We start from the raw sequence: 19,810 nt of genomic DNA on the forward strand, positions 1-19,810 counted from the left end.
TTGCCGCGCCGCGGGATGTTCAGGGCTTTTCCTGTCAGCCCGCGGCGTAACAACGGACTTGTTGGCTGTAGGCTGCGTCACAGCTGGCAGGATTGCAGGTATGACTTATTCTGCAGCGGACAACCGCTATGAATCCATGCCCTACCGCCGCGTGGGACGCAGCGGCCTCAAACTTCCTGCCATTTCCCTTGGCCTCTGGCACAACTTCGGCGACGACAAGCGCTTCGACGAGCAGCGCGCCATCCTCCGCCGCGCCTTCGACCTCGGCGTCAACCACTTTGACCTCGCCAACAACTACGGCCCGCCGGACGGCTCGGCGGAAACCAACTTCGGCCGCCACCTGCAGGACGACTTCAAGCCCTACCGCGACGAACTGGTCATCTCCACCAAAGCGGGTTACTACATGTGGCCCGGCCCCTACGGCGAGTGGGGCTCCCGCAAATACCTGATCTCCAGCCTGGACCAGTCGCTGCAGCGCATGGGCCTGGACTACGTGGACATCTTCTACAGCCACCGCCCCGATCCGGAAACGCCCATGGAGGAAACCATGGGCGCGCTGGACTACGCCGTGCGCTCGGGCAAGGCCCTGTACGCGGGCATCTCCTCCTACACCCCGGAACAGACCCTCGAGGCCGCCCGGATCCTGAAGGAGCTCGGCACCCCGCTGCTCATCCACCAGCCCAGCTACTCCATGCTGAACCGCTGGACCGAGAACGGCGCCCCCAACCTGTACGAGGCGCTGGACCAGGTGGGTGCAGGTTCCATTGCGTTCTCCCCGCTCGCCCAGGGCATGCTGACGGACCGCTACCTGAACGGCGTCCCGGCCGATTCGCGCGCGGCCAAGGACCGCTTCCTGTCCGAGTCCGCCCTGACCGAGGACAAACTGGACCGGGTCCGCGGGCTTAATAAGATCGCCGCCGGCCGCGGGCAGTCGCTGGCTCAGATGGCCATCGCCTGGATCCTCCGCGACCAGCCCAAGGGGTCTCCCGTGACGTCCGCGCTGGTAGGCGCATCCAGCGTCAAGCAGCTGGAGGACACCCTGTCCGCTATCAACAACCTGGCGTTCTCGCTGGAGGAGCTGAAAGCGATCGACGAGTTCGCCGTCGAATCCGACATCAACCTCTGGGCCCAGAGCCGCTCCTAACGCAGCCGCTCCCAACGCGGCCGCGCGTAACAAAGCGTGCGTAACAGAACTGTCCGTGACAGTACGCCGGGGCCGGGAACAACTCCGGCCCCGGCGGCGTTGGCTACAATGCAAGGGCGCCCAATGGCGCCGTGCCCATCAGCCGCCGTCGCACATCAGAGTGCAGCCGCGCCGGGCACTGAAGTTTGTTCTCAAAGGAGTTCCGTGTCTTCAAATCCGATTCGTGTTGCCATTGTTGGCGTGGGTAACTGCGCTGCGTCCCTGGTCCAGGGTGTCCATTACTACCGGGATGCCGACCCCCAGGCCACGATTCCCGGTCTGATGCACGTGGAGTTCGGCAAGTACCACGTCAACGATGTTCAGTTCGTTGCGGCCTTCGATGTGGACGGCAAGAAGGTCGGAGTCGACCTCGCCGACGCCATCCTGGCCAGCGAAAACAACACCATCAAGATCGCCGACGTTCCCCCCACCGGTGTCACGGTCCAGCGCGGCCACACCCTGGACGGCCTCGGCAGGTACTACCTCGAGACCATCGAGCAGTCCCCGGCCGAACCGGTCGATGTTGTCCAGGCCCTCAAGGACGCCAAGGCTGACGTCATGGTCTGCTACCTGCCCGTTGGTTCGCAGGAAGCCGCCGAGTTCTACGCGCAGGCCGCAATCGATGCGGGCGTGGCGTTCGTCAACGCCCTGCCGGTGTTCCTCGCCGGCACCAAGGAGTGGGCCGACAAGTTCACCGCTGCCGGTGTGCCGATCGTGGGCGATGACATCAAGAGCCAAATCGGTGCCACCATCACGCACCGCGTCATGGCCAAGCTGTTCGAGGACCGCGGCGTCACGCTGGACCGCACGTACCAGCTCAACGTCGGCGGCAACATGGACTTCAAGAACATGCTCGAGCGCGACCGCCTCGAGTCCAAGAAGATCTCCAAGACCCAGGCCGTGACCTCCAACGTCGAGGCCGAACTGGCTGCCAAGGACGTGCACATCGGCCCCTCGGACTACGTCCAGTGGCTCGATGACCGCAAGTGGGCCTTCGTCCGCCTCGAGGGCCGCAACTTCGGCGACGCCCCCGTGTCGCTCGAGTACAAGCTGGAGGTCTGGGACTCACCCAACTCCGCCGGCGTGATCATCGACGCCATCCGTGCGGCCAAGATCGGCCTGGACCGCGGCATCGGCGGCCCGCTGCTCTCCGCCTCCAGCTACTTCATGAAGTCCCCGCCGGAGCAGTTCAACGACGACCTCGCCCGTGAAAAGGTCGAGGCCTTCATCCGCGGAGACCTGGAGCGCTAAACCCGTTCCTCCTTCCGCGCAACGCTCTCTCACTTTTGGTGGGTTTCGGCGCGACGCTCTCTCACTTTTGAACTGGTGGGGGAGCGTCGTGCCTTAAGCGTCCTGTTCATAGCGCCGGATCGCGTGGCTGGCCTGGGCCAGGGCGAGGAGCCGCAGCAGCAGCTGGCTGTGCATGTGCATGCCGACGGCGGCCGTCAGAATGAGCTCATCGACGCTGTCCGGGGCCGTCGTGGCCGCAATATCGACCCCCGCAACGTCGTCCATGGCCTTGCTGTAAGTGTCCAGGAGTTCGCCGGGCACCTGGATGTTGAGGCTCTCCATCAACTCCAGATGGGCATTCAACGCGTTCCGGGCATCACTGGGGAAATCAGGCCAGCCCCTAAGACGCACGACGGCGTCAGCCGGCCGGGCGCCGACCTCGCCACTGGCATTGGTGTAGGAGTCCAACTCCAGCACCACCCGCTGAACCGCCGCCAAGAGCTCAAGGCGCGTGGCGCCGTCGTCGGCCATTGTGAGGATGCCGCGAATCTGTTCGATGGTCAGACCGACTATCCGGCGGAGCGACTGGATCAGTTCTAGGCGTTCGACGTGCCGCGCTGAATATTGTGCGCGCGTGGCATGGACGGCCGCTCCCGGTGGCAGGAGGCCTTCGCGCAGGTAGTACTTGATGCTCGCGGCCGAGACTCCCGACCGCTCGCTCAGTTCCTTCAGCTGCATACCGGACATCCTTCCTGCGGGTCCCGAAGCCATCGGATAGCAGACCCGGCGCCAGCTATCCTGATGTACACGCATTGGATAGTGGCTCTATCCTAAAGCCATGGAGCACTGGAATGTACTGCTTGTCAGCCACGTCATTGCCGCGCTGTTCGTCCTGGTCATTGGACCCTTTCAAATCCTGCGCAGGCGCCGTGACCGCATCCACCGCACGATGGGCTACCTGTGGGTGGCCGCCATGTACTACGTCTGCGTCAGCAGTTTCTGGATTGTGACCGCCGGACATTTCACCTGGCTGCACGGGCTGTCGGCGTTCACCATCGTGACCGTGACCCTTGGGCTCGTCAGCGCCATCCGCCGCAACATCCCTTCGCACCTGGGGAACATGATCGGGAGCTACATCGGCATTGCCGTGGCGTTCGTTTTTGCCGTTGCGGTGCCGGGACGGGCCATTCCGCAGCTCCTCGCCGAGGACCCGGGTACCGCGGCATATGTTGCAGCTCTGGTGGTGCTGAGTGTGTTGGTCACGTTCGTATCGCTGAAGCGCGGCGGACGTGCGGGTAAGGCGGCCCCGTCGACGGATGGAACGCTCTCTCACTCCCTGCGCGTTTAGTACCGACCCTCTCTCACTTGTGGTGGGTCCCCGGCGGACCCTCCCTCACCCGACGTCGGCGAAACCGGACGCCTGGGGGTGATCCAGCCATGCGGTGCGCAGTATCCGCTTGATCTTCCTGACGGCCGGTTGGCAACCGTCAGCAAGGTCATCCTTGGCGAGGACCAGGACCGTCCAGCGAGCCGACTCGAACGCCTTGTCCCGCCGCCGGTCGCTGAGGATCCGGGCGTCAAGAAGGTGATGCTCGCCGTCGTACTGGATGGCGAGGCGCCGATGGCGGTACCCGAGGTCGGCGGTCGGCGACACGGCGTCGCCGGGGCGCAATGCAAGTTGGAGATCCGGCTCGGGGAGGCCCGCGTCGGCCATCGCCAGGCGGAGAAGCGTTTCCGGGGCGGAGTCGGAACCGACCCGCATGAGATCCAACGCTTCGCGGGCACGCATCACACCCTGCAGGTTTGGGTGGCGACCCACCAGAGCACGGAGTCCGACCAGGGTGTCATAGGGCTGTGTCCGATCCTCGAAGGCTTCACGCGGGATGCGGATCAGCTGGTCGCCCATGCACACCAGGTCGCTGAGCGACACCCTTCGCGCCAGGTCCAGCCACGTCCGCGACCGGGTGCTGATACGCATGCAGTCGATGGACTCGATCTCGTCATCCAGGGCCAGCACGGTGTGGCCGAAGATCCCGTTACGGCGAACCGAGGGCAATGACCGCGGCTTGATCAAATGCAGCTCCGTTGAGTCCGCCAGCCAAGGCGGCAATAGCTGGCAGTGAAGCCGTGGGCGCCGGGAAGTGAGAGAAGGTTTAGAAGAGGCCGAGGGGCTTGCCCGTGTCGTCCACGTCCATCCGCAGGGCTGCCGGGACCTTGGGTAGGCCCGGCATGGTCATCACGGCCCCCGTTAGCGCCACGATGAACCCTGCACCGGTCTTGGGTATCAGGTCCCGGACATGAACCGTGAACCCTTTCGGCGCACCCAGCTTCGTGGCGTCGTCGCTGAAGGAGTACTGCGTCTTGGCCATGCACACGGGCATGCCGGCCCAGCCGTTCTTCTCGATTTCGGCCAGGCGCTTGAGCGCGGGAACGGAGAAGTCCACGCCGTCGGCCCCGTACATTTCCTGCACGATGGTGCGGATCTTGTCCTCCACAGACAGTTCCAGCGGATACAGGTGCCGGAAACTGTGCGGTGCCTCCAGCGCCGCGAGCACCTTGGCGGCCAGATCGTCGCCGCCGTCCCCGCCCCCGCCACGGCCCCAGACGTCGGCCACAGCTGCCTGCACGCCTTCGCCGGCGCACCATTCCAGCAGCCAGTCGAGCTCCTCCTGGGTGTCCGTCGTGAACTTGTTGACGGCAACCACGGGGGTGATTCCGAACTTCTCCAGGTTGCGGATGTGCCGCCGAAGGTTGGCCGTGCCGGAGGCCAGCGCCTCCGCGTTGGGCTCCTTCAGCCGTTCCTTGGCCACCCCGCCGTGCATCTTGAGTGCGCGGACAGTTGCCACGAGCACGACGGCGGATGGCGCCACGTCCGCCACCCTCGCCTTGATGTCCATGAATTTTTCGGCCCCCAGATCGGCGCCGAAGCCGGCTTCGGTTACCACGATGTCCGCGAGCCGCCGGGCGGTCTGGGTGGCGATCAGCGAGTTGCAGCCGTGTGCGATGTTGGCGAACGGGCCGCCGTGCACCAGGGCGGGAGTGCCGGCGATGGTCTGCACGAGGTTGGGCTTGATGGCATCCCGAAGCAGCAAGGTCAGGGCACCCTGGACGCCGAGGTCCGCCACCGTGACGGGCTCACGGTCATAGGTGTAGCCGAAGGTGATGCGGCCCAGCCTGCCGCGGAGATCCGCAATGTCCGTGGCCAGGCAGAAGACCGCCATGATCTCCGAGGCCACCGTGATGTCGAAGCCGTCCTGCCGCGGAATCCCCTGGGCCGGTCCGCCCAGGCCGATCACCACTTCGCGGAGCGAGCGGTCATTCATGTCCAGGACCCGCTTGAAGGTCATCCGCCGGGGATCGATGTTGAGTTCGTTGCCCTGGAAGATGTGGTTGTCCACCAGGGCCATGAGCGCATTGTTCGCCGAGGTGATGGCGTGGAAGTCCCCGGTGAAGTGCAGGTTGATTTCCTCCATCGGGAGCACCTGCGAGTAGCCGCCGCCGGTGGCACCGCCCTTCATGCCCAGGACGGGCCCCAGGGACGGCTCACGCAGCGCGATCATCACCTTCTGCCCGGCCCGCGCCAGGGAATCCGCCAGGCCCACGGTGGTGGTGGACTTTCCCTCGCCCGCCGGTGTGGGGGACATCGCCGAAACCAGCACCACCTTGCCCGGCAGGCGGCCGGGCGCGCCTTCCTGTACCAACAGCTTCGCCGGATCGATCTTTGCCTTGTACCGGCCGTGGAGTTCCAGGGCATCGGCGCTGATGCCCGCCGCGGCGGCGATTTCCTCGATGGGCCGCATGGTGGCGCGCTGGGCGATTTCCAGGTCACTCATGACGTTGTTGTCAGACATCGTTGTCCTTCAGTTCGTGGCTTCAGGCAAAGCCGTTCGGGGGTCCCTCCCGGCACTCCCGGCTAAGGCGTGTGGCCCGCCGGAATTCTGTGAGTATCAATGTACTGGTCGACGGCGGCATGGTAGCTTTCCAGCGTGATCGCGGCGGTTCGCTGCCAGCCGAAGCCCTGGGCCTGCACGGCTGCCGCGCGGCCCATGTCCTCCCGCGTGGCGGGGTCGTCATAGAGCGCCTCCAGCGCTTCGGCCCAGTCCGCGGCCTTGTGGCCGTCCACCAGCAGCCCGGTCCGGCCCTCGAAGATGGCCCGGGACAGCCCGCCCACGCGGGTAGCCACCACGGGTGTCCCGCAGGCCTGGGCTTCGAGCGCCACCAGTCCGAAGGATTCGCTGTATGAGGGCATCACCACCACGTCGGCCGAGCGGAACCAGTTGGCAAGCGCCGGTGCGTTCACCGGCGGATGGTGGGTGACGACGTCGTCCATTCCGGCGTCGCTGATCAGCGACTTCAGGTCGAAGTCCTTGGCCCCGCTGAGGGCGCCCAAAATGGTGACCTGCAGGTCGATGTCCGGGCGGCGGGCGCGGAGCAGGGCTGCTGCCTTGACGAGGACCTGCGGGCCCTTGAGCCGCTGGATCCGCCCGGCGAAGAGCAGGTGGAACTTGCCGGCGGGCACGCCGAGCCGGGCGCGGGAACGGGTCCGGAAGGCCGGTGTGAACACCGTCAGGTCCACGCCCGGGGGAGCGACGTCGATGTGGTCGAAGTCGGCGTTGTAATGGGAAACGAGCTCGGCGGCTTCGGCCGGCGTGTTCGCGATCAGCCGTGTGGCGCCGTCGACAATGCGGTGTTCGCCGTCCTCGCGCCGCCGCGGTTCGGGTTTTTCGCCGGAGTGCAGGAGCATGTTCTTGACCTTGGCCATCGTGTGCATGGTGTGCACCAGCGGCACGCCCCACAGCCGCGAAAGCTCCAGCCCGGCCACGCCGGAAACCCAGTAGTGCGAATGGATGAGATCGTACCGGCCGTGCGGCTGGCGCTGCCGGATCCGTTCGACTTCCTCCACCATGCTGTGCAGCAGCTCCGGAAGTTCCTCCTTGGGCAGCTTCCGCGGCGGCCCGGAGATCACGTTGTGGACGCACACCCCGGGATCCGGGTGTTCGACGGCGGGCTGTCCCGACGACGTGGACCGTGTGAAGATTTCCACTTCCACACCGCTGGCCGCCAGCGCCGACGCGAGCGCACGCACGTACACGTTCATGCCGCCGGCGTCACCGGAACCGGGCTGTTCCATGGGCGAGGTGTGCAGGGAGAGGAACGCGACACGTCGGATCAGAGTCACGGCTCTCCCTTCGGCTGGCGGAACTGCATCCGATAAAACACTACTCCTGAAGTGCCCCGGCCTTCACAGCGGACCGGATGCTGTGCGGCCCTCCCGCGCGGCATCCGCGGCCATCCTGCTAACGTGGCGGCTGTGAGCCCCACCGCAGACGCAACCACAGACTCAGCCGGCCCCACCGCCGGCATCGAAATCCGCCCGGCCACCGCTGCCGACTGGCCCGGCATGTGGACGATCCTCGAACCGGTCATCCGGGCCGGCGACACCTTCACCTGGGACCGCGGCACCACGGAGGACGAAGCCCGGGCCCGCTGGTTCAAGGACGCCCCGGGCCAGGCCTTCGTGGCCGTCCAGGACGGTGTGGTGCTCGGCACCGGCGAGCTGCACGCCAACCAGGGCGGGGGAGGCAGCCATGTGGCCAACGCCGGCTACATGGTCCACCCGGACCACTCGGGCAAGGGACTGGCGAAGGCGCTCTGCGCCTACTCCCTGGACGCGGCCCGCGCGGCCGGCTTCCGCGCCATGCAGTTCAACGCCGTGGTGGAGAGCAACGTCCGCGCGGTGGCGGCCTGGCAGGGCATGGGGTTCGACGTCCTGGCCACCATCCCCGAGGCTTTCAACCACCCGACGCTGGGCTACGTGGGCCTGAAGGTGATGTACCGCAAGCTGTAGGACCCGCCGGCTTCAGGGCTTCCCGCTTTCAGGCCCGCCGCGCCAGAGCCGCCCGAGCGCCGGGAGGGCCGCTTCATACCCGGCGAGAAGCTCGACGGCGCGTTCCCCGGAATCAATGAGCGGATGCAGCGCGAACGCCCGGACGGCGTCGTCACGGCGGCCGTGCACCGCCGCGGACACGGTCAGCCGCTCCACCTCCTTGACCCGCTGCATGAGGGCCAGCTGGGCGTCCGCCGGACGGTCCTGCGGCACCGGCACCGCGCCGTCGGAGGTCACCACGCAGGGAACCTCGACGACGGCGTCCGCCGGCAGCCCGGGAACCGCACCGGCGTTCGGGGTGTTCAGGATGAGCTCGGCGCCCCTGCCGGACGCACCTCCGGAGGCACCTGCGGACGCCCCTCCTGACAGGGCACGCATTACCCCGAGGGCGACGCGCTCGTAGCCGCCGCCGGCGAGGTCGTCCTCGTCGCGCTGTTCGCCGCCGGTCCGCGCCTCGGCCAGGTAGCCTTCCTCGCGTGAACGGCGGGCCGCGTCCCACAGTTCGTAGGCCCGGGACCCGGCCGCGGCCAGCGCCGGGTACAGCCCGGACTGCTGCTCGTGGATCGATTCGCCGCGGGTCTGCCGCATGGTCCGGATGGCCCCGACGGCCCGCACGGTGTCGTAGTAGTAATACAGGTACTCGTTCGGCAGACAGCCCAGGGACTGAAGGAACGGCTGCGGGAAAAGCCTGCCCTCCTCAAAGCCGGCCAGCGCCTGAGCATCCGCCAGCAGTCCGGGAAGCAGATCCTGGCCGCCGGACTCCAGCCGGTACAGCCAGCCCAGATGGTTGAGCCCGTAGTAGCCCACGCCGTCGAGCTTTCCCTCGGGCAACGGGGCACCGGCAGCGCGGGCCGCCCGGTGAACCAGGGCGCCGGCCGAATCGCAGATGCCGATCACCCTGCTGCCCAGAACCGGGACCAGCGCCTCGGTGACCATTCCGGCGGGGTTGGTGAAGTTGACCAGCCAGGCCTCCGGACAGCGCCGCTTCATTTCGCGGGCGAGTTCCAGCATCCCGGGGATGGATCGCAGCGCATAGGAGATTCCGCCGGCGCCCGTGGTTTCCTGGCCCAGGAGGCCGAGGCCGAGGGCAACGCGTTCGTCGGCTATCCGGCCGGCTGTTCCACCCGGGCGGATGGCAGCGAACACCATGTCGGTGCCGTCAAGGCCTTCGGCCAGTGAGGTGGTGGTGCTGACCGCAGGGGCGGAATGTCCGGATGAAGCCGCACCGCCGGATGGAGCCATCGATGACAGGACGGCGCTGATCGCGGCCAGCCGCAGGGGGTCGACGTCGAAAAGCACAAGCTCGCGCACCAGCCCTGCGAAGGGGCCGGCGGTGAGCGCCCGGTACACCAGCGGGACACGGAACCCGCCGCCACCGGCAATCATGAGCCGCATACCACGCAGTCTATTCGGCCGCCCGGCCCACCCGGCCCACCCAGCCGGCCCACGCCCTGCGGTGTACCGCGGCGCGGCACTTTGCAGTGGTGGCGGGAGGGCGTAGTCTGCCGAACATGGACGCGATACCAGAGCGCCGGTTCGACCCGCTCTCCGCCGTCCGCACTCCCGCGGACGGGAGCTTCGATCTGCTCCTGACCGGGACCGTTTTCCAGGACATCATCTTCACCGGCCTGCCCCATGCGCCGGAGCCGGGGACCGAAATCTGGAGCGAAGGCATGGGCAGCTGCCCCGGCGGTGTGGCCAACCAGGCCATCGCCGCGGCGCGCCTTGGCCTGCGCACCGGGCTGGCGGCCGCCTTCGGTGACGACGGCTACGGGGACTACAACTGGAAGATCCTGGCCGCCCAGGAACACGTGGACCTGTCCCTCTCCAAGCGCATCCCCGGCTGGCACTCACCCGTGACGGTCTCGCTCAGCGTTCAGCACGACCGCTCCATGGTGACGCACGGCCACCCGGCGCCGGTCACCTCATCGGAACTGATCGGCACACCGCCCGCCGCGCTCGCCGCCGTCGCCGACCTGGACGAGGAACTGGCCCCGTGGGCCATTGCCGCCAACAGCGCGGGGGTCAAACTGTTCGGCGACGTCGGCTGGGACGCCACCGGCAAATGGTCCTCCGCCCGGCTGGACAACCTGCAGTATTTCCACGCCTTTATGCCCAACCAGCGCGAGGCCATGGCCTTTACCGGCCGGGACACACCGTGGGCGGCACTGTATGCGCTCGCTGACCGGGTTCCGGTGGCCGTGGTGACCCTGGGGCCGCAGGGTGCCATGGCCGTGGACTCCGAAACGGGCGAAGAGGAATGGGTGCCGTCCCTGCCGGTCTCCGCCTATGACCCCACCGGTGCGGGAGACTGCTTCGGTGCGGCCTTCATTGTGGGCAGCCTGGCGCGCTGGCCGCTTGCTGACCGGCTCCGGTTCGCCAACCTGTGCGCGTCCCTGGCGGTCCAGGAAGTGGGCGGTTCGCTGGCAGCGCCCGGCTGGGGCGACATTGCCGACTGGTGGAAGCGGGCCAACGCCAGGCCGGAACGGCAGAGCAGCCAGTGGCTGCGGCGCTTCAGCTTCCTGGAGGAAATCGTGCGCGACGTTCCGCCGCAGGCCCTGCGCCGGGCCACTGCCACGATCGCACACCTCTCCGACGCGTAGGCCGCGTCCCCCGTTCGGGACGGCGGGCCGAGGTTCAGCCCGGGGTGAGGACGCAGAATTCGTTGCCCTCCGGGTCGGCGAGGCACACCCATGGCACATCGCCCTGGCCGACGTCGGCGTCAGTGGCCCCGAGGGCCCGCAGCCGGGCCACCTCCGCCGACTGATCGTCACCCGGATACGGCATCAGGTCGAGATGGACACGGTTCCACACGGTCTCCACGCCGGACGTGCGAAGTAGTTCGAGATACGGCCCGACACCTTGGGCCGAACGCAGCCTCGCATGATCATCGGTCACCTCGTGGAGGGTCCAGTCCGTGGCTTCGCTCCAGAACCGGGCCATGGACCGGGGATCCGCGCAATTGACCACCACCGTGGCGATGGGCCCGGTGTCCCGGTAGATCGGCCGCGGCTCCAGCACGCAGAACGCATTGCCCTCCGGGTCGGCAAGAACCGTCCACGGCACATCACCCTGGCCCACATCGGCCGGCGTCGCACCGAGCTCCAACAGGCGCGCTACCAACTCCTCCTTATGGACCTCAGAGGTGGTGGCTAGATCGAGGTGTGCGCGGTACTTCACTGTCTCGGGGTCCGGGACGGTGACCACGTCGACGCAGACGGCGGAGGGGTCCGGCCAGGTGAAGTTCAGGGGCTCAACGTTGGTCACGCCGGGTCCCTCGCTGGAAACACCCCAGCCGAGCGCCTCGGCCCAAAACCGGCCGAGGGCTGAGTCATCCCGGGCCTTGAAATTCACTTGAACAAGTCGCAGTGCCATACCGCACGACCCTATACCCCGGTAATAGAGCCCACAGTGGTGGCACGCCTGGCAGAGTTAAGCCACCCGCCGCGGCGCTACTAGAATCACTAGGGTGACCTACCCAGCAGCAACCGGCGACTTCCGGTCCGTCCCGGACGCAACCCCTGGCCCCGCAAGCGAACCTTCCGCCAGCGAACGTTCAGCAGTGATCGACCTCGACGCCATCCGGCACAACGTCCGCCACCTGGCGGCCGTTGCCTCACCGGCGCAGGTCATGGCCGTCGTGAAGGCGGATGCCTACGGGCACGGTGCCGTTCCGGTGGCCCGGGCAGCGCTCGACGCCGGAGCCCGGTGGCTCGGTGTTGCGCACATCTCCGAAGCGCTCGCCCTGCGCGCCGCCGGCATCGAGGCGCCGCTGCTCGCGTGGCTGCACACACCGGACAGCAACTTCGGTGCCGCCGTCGCCGCCGGCATCGACATCGGCTGCTCCGGCTGGGAGCTGGAGCGGATTGTCCTGGCGGCCCGTGAACAGGAACGGCCGGCACGGGTCCACCTGAAGGTGGACACCGGCCTGGGCCGCAACGGCGCCACGCTAGAAGCCTGGGACAGCCTGGTGGGCGAGGCGATGGAATACCAGGACGAAGGCCTGCTCCGTGTGGTGGGAATCTTCTCCCACCTCGCCGTCGCCGACGAACCCGACCGCCCGGAAACGGACCAGCAGCTGCAGGCCTTCCGCGAAGTCCTAGCCATCGCCGAGGACGCCGGAGTGGACCCCGAAGTCCGCCACCTGGCCAACACTCCGGCCACGCTGTCCCGCCCGGACACACACTTCGACCTGGTCCGGGTAGGACTGGGCATCTACGGGCTCTCGCCCTTCGACGGCCAGTCGCCGGCCGAACTGGGGCTCCGCCCGGCCATGACCGTCCGCACCAAGGTGTCGCACTGCAAGGACGTCCCGGCCGGCCAGGGTGTTTCCTACGGACTCAACTACCGCACCTCCGGCACCAGCACCCTGGGACTGATCCCGCTTGGATACGCCGACGGCGTGCCGCGCGTTGCCACCGGCGGCCCCGTCCGGGTGGAGGGCCGGAACTACCCGGTGGTGGGCAGGATCGCCATGGACCAGATGGTGATCGACCTCGGACCCCTTGGCGTTTCGTCCGGCGGCGCGAGCCTGCTGGGAGCCGAAGCGGTCCTCTTCGGCGACGGCTCGGACGGCGGCCCGACGGCGGACGACTGGGCCCGCGCCGCCGGCACCATCAACTACGAGATCGTCACCCGGATCAGCCCGCGCGTCCCGAGGCGGTACGTCAACGAACAACCGGCAGACGGGCCGGGTGAATCACTGTGAGCGATCCGCAGTGGGAGCTGTCCTTCACGGTACAGACCGCCGAGGAAACCCATGCCCTCGCGGCCGCGCTCGGCGCCGCTCTTGGGGCCGGGGACCTGGTCATCCTGACGGGCGAACTCGGCGCCGGCAAGACCACCTTCACGCAGGGCCTCGGTGAGGGCCTGGGGGTGCGGGCCGGCATCATTTCGCCGACGTTCGTCCTGGTCCGCATCCATCCCAACCTTCCGGACGGGCCGCGGCCCGGCGGACCGGACCTGGTGCACGTGGACGCGTACCGGCTGGAAAGCGCGGCGGAAATCGATGACATCGACCTCGAAAACACGCTGGACAGCACCGTCACGGTGGTGGAGTGGGGCCGCGGACGCGTGGAACACCTCAGCGACAGCCTGCTCGACGTCGAACTGCACCGGCCGTTGGTGAGCTCACCCGACTCGGAGGACGGCGTGCTGGACTTCGATACGGACGACGACGACGAACCCCGCACCATCGTGATCCGCGGCTTCGGCCCGCGCTGGGCTGAGCAGCCCCTGCTGCCTGCCGCCTTGAAAGGGAATGACTGATGCTGATCCTTGCCATCGACACGTCAGCCGTGGCCAGTGCCGCCCTGGTTTCAGACGATGCGCCCGAAGGGGTGCTGGCGAGTTTCTCCACCGAGGACACCCGCAGCCATGCCGAAGTGCTGGCTCCGGGCATCGATGACATGCTCGCCGACGCAGGCGTGACAGGTGCGGACATCGACGCGATTGTGACCGGTGTCGGCCCGGGACCGTTCACGGGACTGCGGTCCGGAATTGCCACCGCGCGCACCCTGTCCTTCGTGTGGGGCAAACCCCTGTACGGCCTGATGAGCCTGGACGCCATGGCGCTGGAAGTGGCCGAATCGACGTCCGCCGTGCCGGAATTCCTGGTGGCAACGGATGCCCGGCGCAAAGAGGTGTACTGGGCCCGCTACTCACTCGCCGACGGCCAGCTGCCCCGGCTGGTTGACGGCCCGCACGTGGGGTTCGCGGCCGGGCTGCCCGACCTCCCTGCCTACGGAGCCGGCGCAGGGATCTATGAGGACGTCCTCCGCGCCGATCCGGACTTCAGCGCCGAGCAGCCCGACGCCCTCTACCTGGGCCAGTTCGCCCTTGCGCGGCTGGCCGCGGGGGAGCAGCTGCCGGACTCCACCCCGTTGTACCTCCGCGAGTCCGATGCCCAGGTCCCGGGTCCCCGGAAGCGGGCGCTGTGAGCGGGGTGGCAGGAGTGGCCGGGCTGGTCCCTAGCGGCGTGACATTGCGGGCCATGAGCGGTGCGGACATTCCTGCCGTGCACCTGCTTGAATGCAGGCTGTTCCCGGTGGACGCCTGGCCGCTCCACATGTTCCATGACGAACTGGCCCAGACCGAAACCCGCCACTACCTGGTGGCCGAGGCTGCCGGCGAAATCGTGGGCTATGCCGGACTGATGTGCATCGAACCGATCGCGGACGTGCAAACCATCGCCGTGGTGCCGGAGTGTGAAGGGCAGGGGATCGGCTCCGCCCTGCTGACTGAGCTCATCGCCGAAAGCCGGCGGCGCCGCGCGGCGGACGTACTGCTGGAAGTCAGGGCGGACAACCCCCGGGCCCAGCAGCTTTACCGCCGCTTTGGCTTCGAACAGATCCACGTCCGCCCGCGGTATTACCGGGACGGGGTGGACGCCCTGATCATGCGCCTCCAGCTCCCGGACTCCGGCCTTGTGGCAAGACCCGCGGCCATGGATACGACCCCCGACCACTTGACAGCCGCGGAGCCGGCCACGGAGGCAGACACACCATGAACCGAACGCAGCCACTCGTCCTCGGCATCGAATCATCCTGCGATGAGACAGGTGTGGGCATCGTGCGCGGAACGGCACTGCTCAGCAACACCGTGTCCTCTTCCATGGAGGAGCACGTCCGCTTCGGCGGCGTCATCCCCGAGATCGCGTCGCGCGCACACCTGGACGCCTTTGTGCCCACGCTCCAGGCATCCCTCGCGGAAGCCGGTGTCACGCTCGACGACGTCGACGCTATAGCCGTCACCTCCGGTCCGGGCCTGGCCGGGGCGCTGATGGTGGGGGTCTGCGCTGCGAAGGCGCTCGCCGTGGCCACCGGCAAGCCGCTGTATGCCATCAACCACCTGGTGGCCCACGTCGGCGTCGGCCTGCTGCAGGCGGGAAACAGCCTGCCGGAGGACGCCTTGCCTGAGAATTTGGGCGCCCTGCTGGTGTCCGGCGGCCACACCGAAATCCTCCGGATCAGGAGCATCACCGACGACGTCGAGCTGCTGGGCTCCACCATCGACGACGCCGCCGGGGAAGCCTACGACAAGGTGGCCCGGCTTCTGGGCCTCGGCTACCCGGGCGGACCGGCCATCGACAAACTTGCCCGGACCGGCAACGCCAAGGCCATCCGGTTCCCGCGCGGGCTGACGCAGCCCAAATACATGGGCACCGCGGACGAACCCGGCCCGCACCGCTACGACTGGTCGTTCAGCGGACTGAAGACCGCCGTCGCCCGCTGCGTGGAACAGTTCGAAGCACGCGGCGAGGAGGTGCCGGTCGCGGACATCGCGGCGGCGTTCCAGGAGGCTGTGGTGGACGTCATCACGTCCAAGGCGGTCCTCGCCTGCAGGGAATACGGCATCACCGAACTGCTGCTGGGCGGCGGAGTTGCCGCGAACTCACGGCTGCGCCAGCTCACCGAACAGCGGTGCAGTGCGGCCGGGATCCGGCTGACCGTCCCGCCGCTGGATCTGTGCACGGATAACGGTGCCATGGTGGCCGCCCTCGGGGCCCAGCTGGTCATGGCCGGCATCGAGCCCAGCGGCATCAGCTTCGCCCCGGATTCCTCCATGCCGGTCACAGCGGTATCCCTTCCCGCCTGACCCCGCCTGGTTCAACCCGGAGAGGCTCAGGCGGTGGGGCCGTTCCGCATCTGCTTGACGAGGTCCAGCACCACGGCCTGGAGGTTGCCGCCGTTTTCCGCCGCGACACGGCGCTGCCGCTGGTACCCGGCACCGCGGCTGATGATCTTTTCGACGTCGGCGAGCTCGTCCGAGCAGCCGAGTTTCGCGGCCACGGGCGCGAGCCGGTTCAGAGTTTCGAGCAGGTGCTCGGTGACCAGCTGCTCCTTGCCCTGGGCGTCCAGGATGATGATCGCATCGAGGCCGTACCGGGCCGCACGCCACTTGTTTTCCTGGAGGTGCCAGGGCGGCATGGTGGGAATGGTGCCGCCGTTGTCCAGGATGGTGGAGAATTCGTCCACCAGGCACTGGGTCAGGGCCGCAATCGCGCCGACTTCCTCCAAGGTGGCCAGGCCGTCGCAGATGCGCATCTCGATGGTGCCCAGGTTGGGTACCGGGCGGATGTCCCAGCGGATCTCTGAGATGGTGTCGATCACTCCGGTGGTGAACATGTCCTGGACATAGGATTCGTAGTCCGCCCAGGTGGAGAACTGGAACGGCAGGCCCGCGGTGGGCAGCTGCTGGAACATAAGCGCGCGGTGGGACGCGTAGCCGGTGTCCTCGCCGCCCCAGAAGGGACTCGAGGCGGACAGCGCCTGGAAATGCGGGAAGTAGTTCAGCAGGCCGTCCAGCACCGGCAGGACCTTGTCGCGGCTGTCCAGGCCCACGTGGACGTGCACGCCGTAGATCACCATCTGGCGCCCCCACCACTGGGTGCGGTCGATGAGCTTGGAATACCGTGCCTTGTCCGTGACCGGCTGCAGCTGCGGCGGGCTGAACGGATGGCTGCCGGCGCAGAAAAGCTCAACGCCCATCGGGTCGGTGACTTCCCGGACGGCGGCCAGCGAACTGCTGAGGTCCGCCTTGGCCTGCGCCACTGTCTCGCAGATGCCGGTGACGAGCTCCACCGTGTTCAGCAGGAGTTCCTGCTTGATGTGCGGGTGTTCGTCGTCCTCGTTGAGCTCGGGGTGGTTGGCGGCCACGCCGCGCAGCACCTCATTGGCTACCGAAGCCAGTTCGCCGGTCTGCGCATTGACCAGGGCGAGCTCCCATTCCACACCAAGAGTTGATTGCCTGGATGAAGCGAAATCAATCTTCATGTGGTCCCTTCACTGTTCCGCCGTCCGTTGCAGAAGCAGCCAGAGGGCGGGCAACGGGTGGTTCAAGTCTAGTGCAGGGGTAGCATCGAGATGATGGCTTGGTTTCAAGGACGCAGTGACAGTTTTCACACAAGGACTTTCCGTAAAACAGCGACGACGCTGGCGGTGACGGCGGCAATGCTTGCCACCGCCGCCTGTACCGGCGATCCTTCCCCGGCCCCCTCCTCCGGAACGCAGTCCGGAACTCCATCGTCAACGGCGCCCGCGTCCGGCAGCGCCTTGCGTTCCGCGCCCGCCGCGTCGGGAAGCCCGGCAACGCCCACGCCGTCAACCCCCGACCCCGGGGAACGCCAGCTGGGCTGGGGACCGCAGCAGAAGGACGAAGAGGCTGCCCGCGCCGCCGTCGCAAAAATGAGCGTTGAACAGAAGGCCGGCCAGGTGCTGATGCCCTTCTTCACCGGAACCGACTTTGCCGCCCACGCCGCCACCATGGAACGGCTGCATCTGGGTGGATCAATCGTCATGGGTGACAACGTGCCGCGGTCCGCCGACGGAACCGTTGACACCGCCGCGATGGCCTCGGGGATAGGCCTCCTGCAGAAGGCGGCCAGGGCGGACGGACGCACCTGGCCTGCCGTCATCGGAGTGGACCAGGAAGGCGGTGTTGTGGCCCGGCTGCGGGCACCCTTGACCGAGTGGCCGGCCCCGATGAGCTACGGGGCCGCCGGCAACGCCGGCCTCGCTGCCGACGCCGGCAGGGCGCTCGCCGCGGAACTTGCCGGGCTCGGCTTCACCGCGGACTTCGCGCCGGCCACGGATGTCACGGCCGGCCCGCTGGACCCGACCATCGGAGCCAGGGCCATGTCCGGCAACCCTGATGCTGCGGCGACCCTCGGCGTCGGTTTTGCCCAGGGAATGCTGGCCGCCGGGCTCCTGCCCGCCGCCAAGCATTTCCCCGGGCATGGCTCGGTGGCCGTCGATTCGCACGAGAACCTGCCGGTGCAGAAGGCAACCGTGGCGGAACTCCGGGCGAAGGACTGGAAACCGTTCCAGGCTGCCATCGATGCCGGCCTGCCCATGGTCATGACCGGCCACATCTCCGTGCCCGCCCTGGAGCCGGGCGTGCCGGCGTCATTGTCCAAACCGAGCTACGCTGCCCTTCGGGGCATGGGATTCAAGGGTGTTGCCGTGACGGATGCACTCAACATGGGCGCGGTGCAGAAGCGGTTCCCCGGGGAGTCCGCCGCACCGCTGGCACTTGCTGCCGGGGCGGACCTGCTGCTGATGCCCGGGGACGTGGCAGCAGCGCATGCCGCGGTGGTCAGCGCCGTCAGCACGGGCGCCCTCCCGCCACAGCGCCTCGACGAGGCTGCGCAGCGGGTGGTGACCATGATGATGTGGCGGGCCCGCACGCCTGCACCCCCGGCCGCCGCGCCCGGAAGTGGCTCCGCCCTTTCCCAGCGGGTCTCAGCAGCGGCAGTCACCGTCCTGGCCGGACCGTGCCACGGACCGATGGTGCCCGGCAGTGTGCGGGTGGCCGGCGGCAACGAACAGGACCGCGCACGTTTTGCGCAGGCCGCCCGCGCGGCCGGCATGACGCTCGGCGCCGGACCGCTTGTGACGCTGATCGGCTACGAGGGGCCCCCGGCCCAAGGCGACGTGGTCGTGGCGCTTGATGCGCCGTGGCCGCTGGCCGGCTCGGCTGCCCCCGCCAAGGTGGCCCTCTACGGCCGCAGCCAGGAAGCGTTCAACGCCCTGGTGGCCGTGCTCGCGGGCAAGGCGCCCGCGCCCGGAAAGCTGCCGGCCGCCGTCGGACCTTATGCGCCCGGAACTGGTTGCTGACGCGTCGCTCCGTGGCGTAACAGTGCTGTCCGGGCTTCCGGGGCGTTTAATGGACCCGTGCCAATTCTGAATAAAGACATGACCCTGTGCATCTCGCTCTCGGCCAGGCCGAGCAACAACGGGACCCGCTTCCACAACCACCTCTACGACCAGCTGGGCCTGAACTGGATCTACAAGGCTTTCGCGCCCACGGACCTTGGCCAGGCGATTGCCGGCGTCCGGGGCCTCGGTATCCGGGGCTGCGCGGTGTCCATGCCGTACAAGGAGGACGTCATTGCGCTGGTGGACGTGATGGACCCTTCGGCCAAGGCCATCGATTCGGTCAACACCATCGTGAACGACGGCGGCAAGCTCACCGCCTACAACACGGATTACACGGCGATCGAGCAGCTGTTGCAGCGCAACGCCGTTCCCGCGGACTACTCGGTGCTGCTCAAGGGTTCCGGCGGTATGGCGAAAGCGACGGCCGCGGCGCTCCGTGACGCAGGCTTCCGCGACGTCACCATCGTTGCCCGCAACGAGGCGTCAGGTAAGCCGCTCGCGGACCTCTACGGATTCAAGTGGAGCGCCGAACTGCCCGCGGCGGACGCCGGCGGCACGGCGGACATGATCATCAACGTGACGCCCGTTGGTATGGCCGGCGGTCCCGACGCCGACGCACTGTCCTTCCCCCCGGAGGCGGTGGACGCCGCGAAGGTGGTGTTCGACGTCGTGGCGCTGCCGGCCGAGACGCCCCTGATCAAGGCTGCCCGGGCTGCCGGGAAGACGGTCATCACCGGTGCCGAAGTGGCCACCATCCAGGCACTGGAGCAGTTTGTGCTGTACACCGGCGTCCGGCCCACGGACGAGCAGGTCCGCGCGGCCGAAGACTTCATGCGGGCCCAGTGACACGGA

19 protein-coding genes are annotated in these 19,810 nt (G+C 67.8%); 12 read left to right on the plus strand and 7 right to left on the minus strand.

What is annotated here, in order from left to right; all coding sequences use genetic code 11:
* The first annotated feature begins 100 nt into the window (after nt 1-100).
* Nucleotides 101-1,144 (plus strand): L-glyceraldehyde 3-phosphate reductase, encoded by a 1,044-nt coding sequence (gene mgrA / locus AC6JAC_RS07240; RefSeq protein ID WP_028269528.1) that lies wholly within the window; start codon nt 101-103, stop codon nt 1,142-1,144.
* A 204-nt stretch (nt 1,145-1,348) separates the two neighbouring features.
* Nucleotides 1,349-2,434, plus strand: a complete 1,086-nt coding sequence (locus AC6JAC_RS07245; protein ID WP_028269527.1) for an inositol-3-phosphate synthase — start codon at nt 1,349-1,351, stop codon at nt 2,432-2,434.
* Between the two features lie 93 nt (nt 2,435-2,527).
* On the opposite strand, the gene AC6JAC_RS07250 is transcribed toward AC6JAC_RS07245, so the two are convergent.
* The gene (locus AC6JAC_RS07250) at nt 2,528-3,151 is read right to left on the minus strand and encodes a MerR family transcriptional regulator (RefSeq protein WP_347894886.1); all 624 of its coding nucleotides are present in this window, start codon (nt 3,149-3,151) and stop codon (nt 2,528-2,530) included.
* Between the two features lie 100 nt (nt 3,152-3,251).
* On the opposite strand from AC6JAC_RS07250, the gene AC6JAC_RS07255 reads away from it, so the two are divergent.
* A complete protein-coding gene (locus tag AC6JAC_RS07255; RefSeq protein ID WP_497964088.1) occupies nt 3,252-3,761 on the plus strand; it encodes a DUF2306 domain-containing protein in 510 nt (169 codons plus the stop codon).
* 45 nt (nt 3,762-3,806) lie between these two features.
* Here AC6JAC_RS07255 and AC6JAC_RS07260 read toward each other — a convergent pair whose 3' ends face one another.
* The 3 genes from AC6JAC_RS07260 to mshA form a co-directional block, all read right to left on the minus strand.
* A complete protein-coding gene (locus AC6JAC_RS07260) occupies nt 3,807-4,469 on the minus strand; it encodes a putative endonuclease domain-containing protein (RefSeq protein ID WP_497964090.1) in 663 nt (220 codons plus the stop codon).
* A gap of 97 nt (nt 4,470-4,566) precedes the next feature.
* Nucleotides 4,567-6,264, minus strand: a complete 1,698-nt coding sequence (locus AC6JAC_RS07265) for a formate--tetrahydrofolate ligase (protein WP_497964092.1) — start codon at nt 6,262-6,264, stop codon at nt 4,567-4,569.
* A gap of 62 nt (nt 6,265-6,326) precedes the next feature.
* Nucleotides 6,327-7,592 (minus strand): D-inositol-3-phosphate glycosyltransferase, encoded by a 1,266-nt coding sequence (gene mshA / locus AC6JAC_RS07270; RefSeq protein WP_454699023.1) that lies wholly within the window; start codon nt 7,590-7,592, stop codon nt 6,327-6,329.
* A gap of 132 nt (nt 7,593-7,724) precedes the next feature.
* On the opposite strand from mshA, the gene AC6JAC_RS07275 reads away from it, so the two are divergent.
* On the plus strand, nt 7,725-8,261 hold the full coding sequence (locus AC6JAC_RS07275; RefSeq protein WP_497964094.1) for a GNAT family N-acetyltransferase: 537 nt from the start codon (nt 7,725-7,727) through the stop codon (nt 8,259-8,261).
* Nucleotides 8,262-8,273: 12 nt separating this feature from the next.
* Here AC6JAC_RS07275 and AC6JAC_RS07280 read toward each other — a convergent pair whose 3' ends face one another.
* The gene (locus tag AC6JAC_RS07280; RefSeq protein ID WP_497964096.1) at nt 8,274-9,695 is read right to left on the minus strand and encodes a family 4 glycosyl hydrolase; all 1,422 of its coding nucleotides are present in this window, start codon (nt 9,693-9,695) and stop codon (nt 8,274-8,276) included.
* 116 nt (nt 9,696-9,811) lie between these two features.
* On the opposite strand from AC6JAC_RS07280, the gene AC6JAC_RS07285 reads away from it, so the two are divergent.
* Nucleotides 9,812-10,903: a PfkB family carbohydrate kinase gene (locus AC6JAC_RS07285; protein ID WP_454699020.1), complete on the plus strand. Its 1,092-nt coding sequence runs from the start codon at nt 9,812-9,814 to the stop codon at nt 10,901-10,903.
* Between the two features lie 34 nt (nt 10,904-10,937).
* On the opposite strand, the gene AC6JAC_RS07290 is transcribed toward AC6JAC_RS07285, so the two are convergent.
* On the minus strand, nt 10,938-11,675 hold the full coding sequence (locus AC6JAC_RS07290; RefSeq protein WP_347894902.1) for a VOC family protein: 738 nt from the start codon (nt 11,673-11,675) through the stop codon (nt 10,938-10,940).
* A gap of 94 nt (nt 11,676-11,769) precedes the next feature.
* Between AC6JAC_RS07290 and alr the strand changes: the two genes are divergently transcribed.
* From alr to tsaD, 5 genes are read left to right on the plus strand one after another with little or no spacing between them, the layout of a single operon-like run.
* Nucleotides 11,770-13,008 carry an alanine racemase gene (gene alr / locus AC6JAC_RS07295; RefSeq protein WP_454699017.1) on the plus strand — a complete coding sequence of 413 codons (1,239 nt, stop codon included), beginning with the start codon at nt 11,770-11,772 and terminating at the stop codon, nt 13,006-13,008.
* On the plus strand, nt 13,005-13,568 hold the full coding sequence (tsaE, locus tag AC6JAC_RS07300) for a tRNA (adenosine(37)-N6)-threonylcarbamoyltransferase complex ATPase subunit type 1 TsaE (RefSeq protein WP_028269518.1): 564 nt from the start codon (nt 13,005-13,007) through the stop codon (nt 13,566-13,568). The genes alr and tsaE overlap by 4 nt, the downstream gene beginning before the upstream one ends.
* Nucleotides 13,568-14,239 (plus strand): tRNA (adenosine(37)-N6)-threonylcarbamoyltransferase complex dimerization subunit type 1 TsaB, encoded by a 672-nt coding sequence (gene tsaB, locus AC6JAC_RS07305; RefSeq protein ID WP_028269517.1) that lies wholly within the window; start codon nt 13,568-13,570, stop codon nt 14,237-14,239. Before tsaE ends, tsaB begins: the two co-directional genes overlap by 1 nt.
* 53 nt (nt 14,240-14,292) lie before the next feature.
* Nucleotides 14,293-14,808 (plus strand): ribosomal protein S18-alanine N-acetyltransferase, encoded by a 516-nt coding sequence (gene rimI, locus AC6JAC_RS07310; RefSeq protein WP_497964099.1) that lies wholly within the window; start codon nt 14,293-14,295, stop codon nt 14,806-14,808.
* Nucleotides 14,805-15,896 carry a tRNA (adenosine(37)-N6)-threonylcarbamoyltransferase complex transferase subunit TsaD gene (gene tsaD / locus AC6JAC_RS07315; RefSeq protein ID WP_028269516.1) on the plus strand — a complete coding sequence of 364 codons (1,092 nt, stop codon included), beginning with the start codon at nt 14,805-14,807 and terminating at the stop codon, nt 15,894-15,896. Before rimI ends, tsaD begins: the two co-directional genes overlap by 4 nt.
* A gap of 26 nt (nt 15,897-15,922) precedes the next feature.
* On the opposite strand, the gene AC6JAC_RS07320 is transcribed toward tsaD, so the two are convergent.
* Nucleotides 15,923-17,074 (minus strand): glutamate--cysteine ligase, encoded by a 1,152-nt coding sequence (locus AC6JAC_RS07320; RefSeq protein WP_347894909.1) that lies wholly within the window; start codon nt 17,072-17,074, stop codon nt 15,923-15,925.
* 177 nt (nt 17,075-17,251) lie between these two features.
* Between AC6JAC_RS07320 and AC6JAC_RS07325 the strand changes: the two genes are divergently transcribed.
* Both AC6JAC_RS07325 and AC6JAC_RS07330 read left to right on the plus strand, forming a co-directional pair.
* Nucleotides 17,252-18,916, plus strand: coding sequence for a glycoside hydrolase family 3 N-terminal domain-containing protein (locus AC6JAC_RS07325; protein ID WP_497964102.1), 1,665 nt, complete (start codon nt 17,252-17,254; stop codon nt 18,914-18,916).
* A 57-nt stretch (nt 18,917-18,973) separates the two neighbouring features.
* The gene (locus tag AC6JAC_RS07330; protein WP_347894913.1) at nt 18,974-19,804 is read left to right on the plus strand and encodes a shikimate 5-dehydrogenase; all 831 of its coding nucleotides are present in this window, start codon (nt 18,974-18,976) and stop codon (nt 19,802-19,804) included.
* Nucleotides 19,805-19,810: the final 6 nt, after the last annotated feature.

Source organism: Arthrobacter sp. KUASC02 (genome assembly GCF_059739395.1).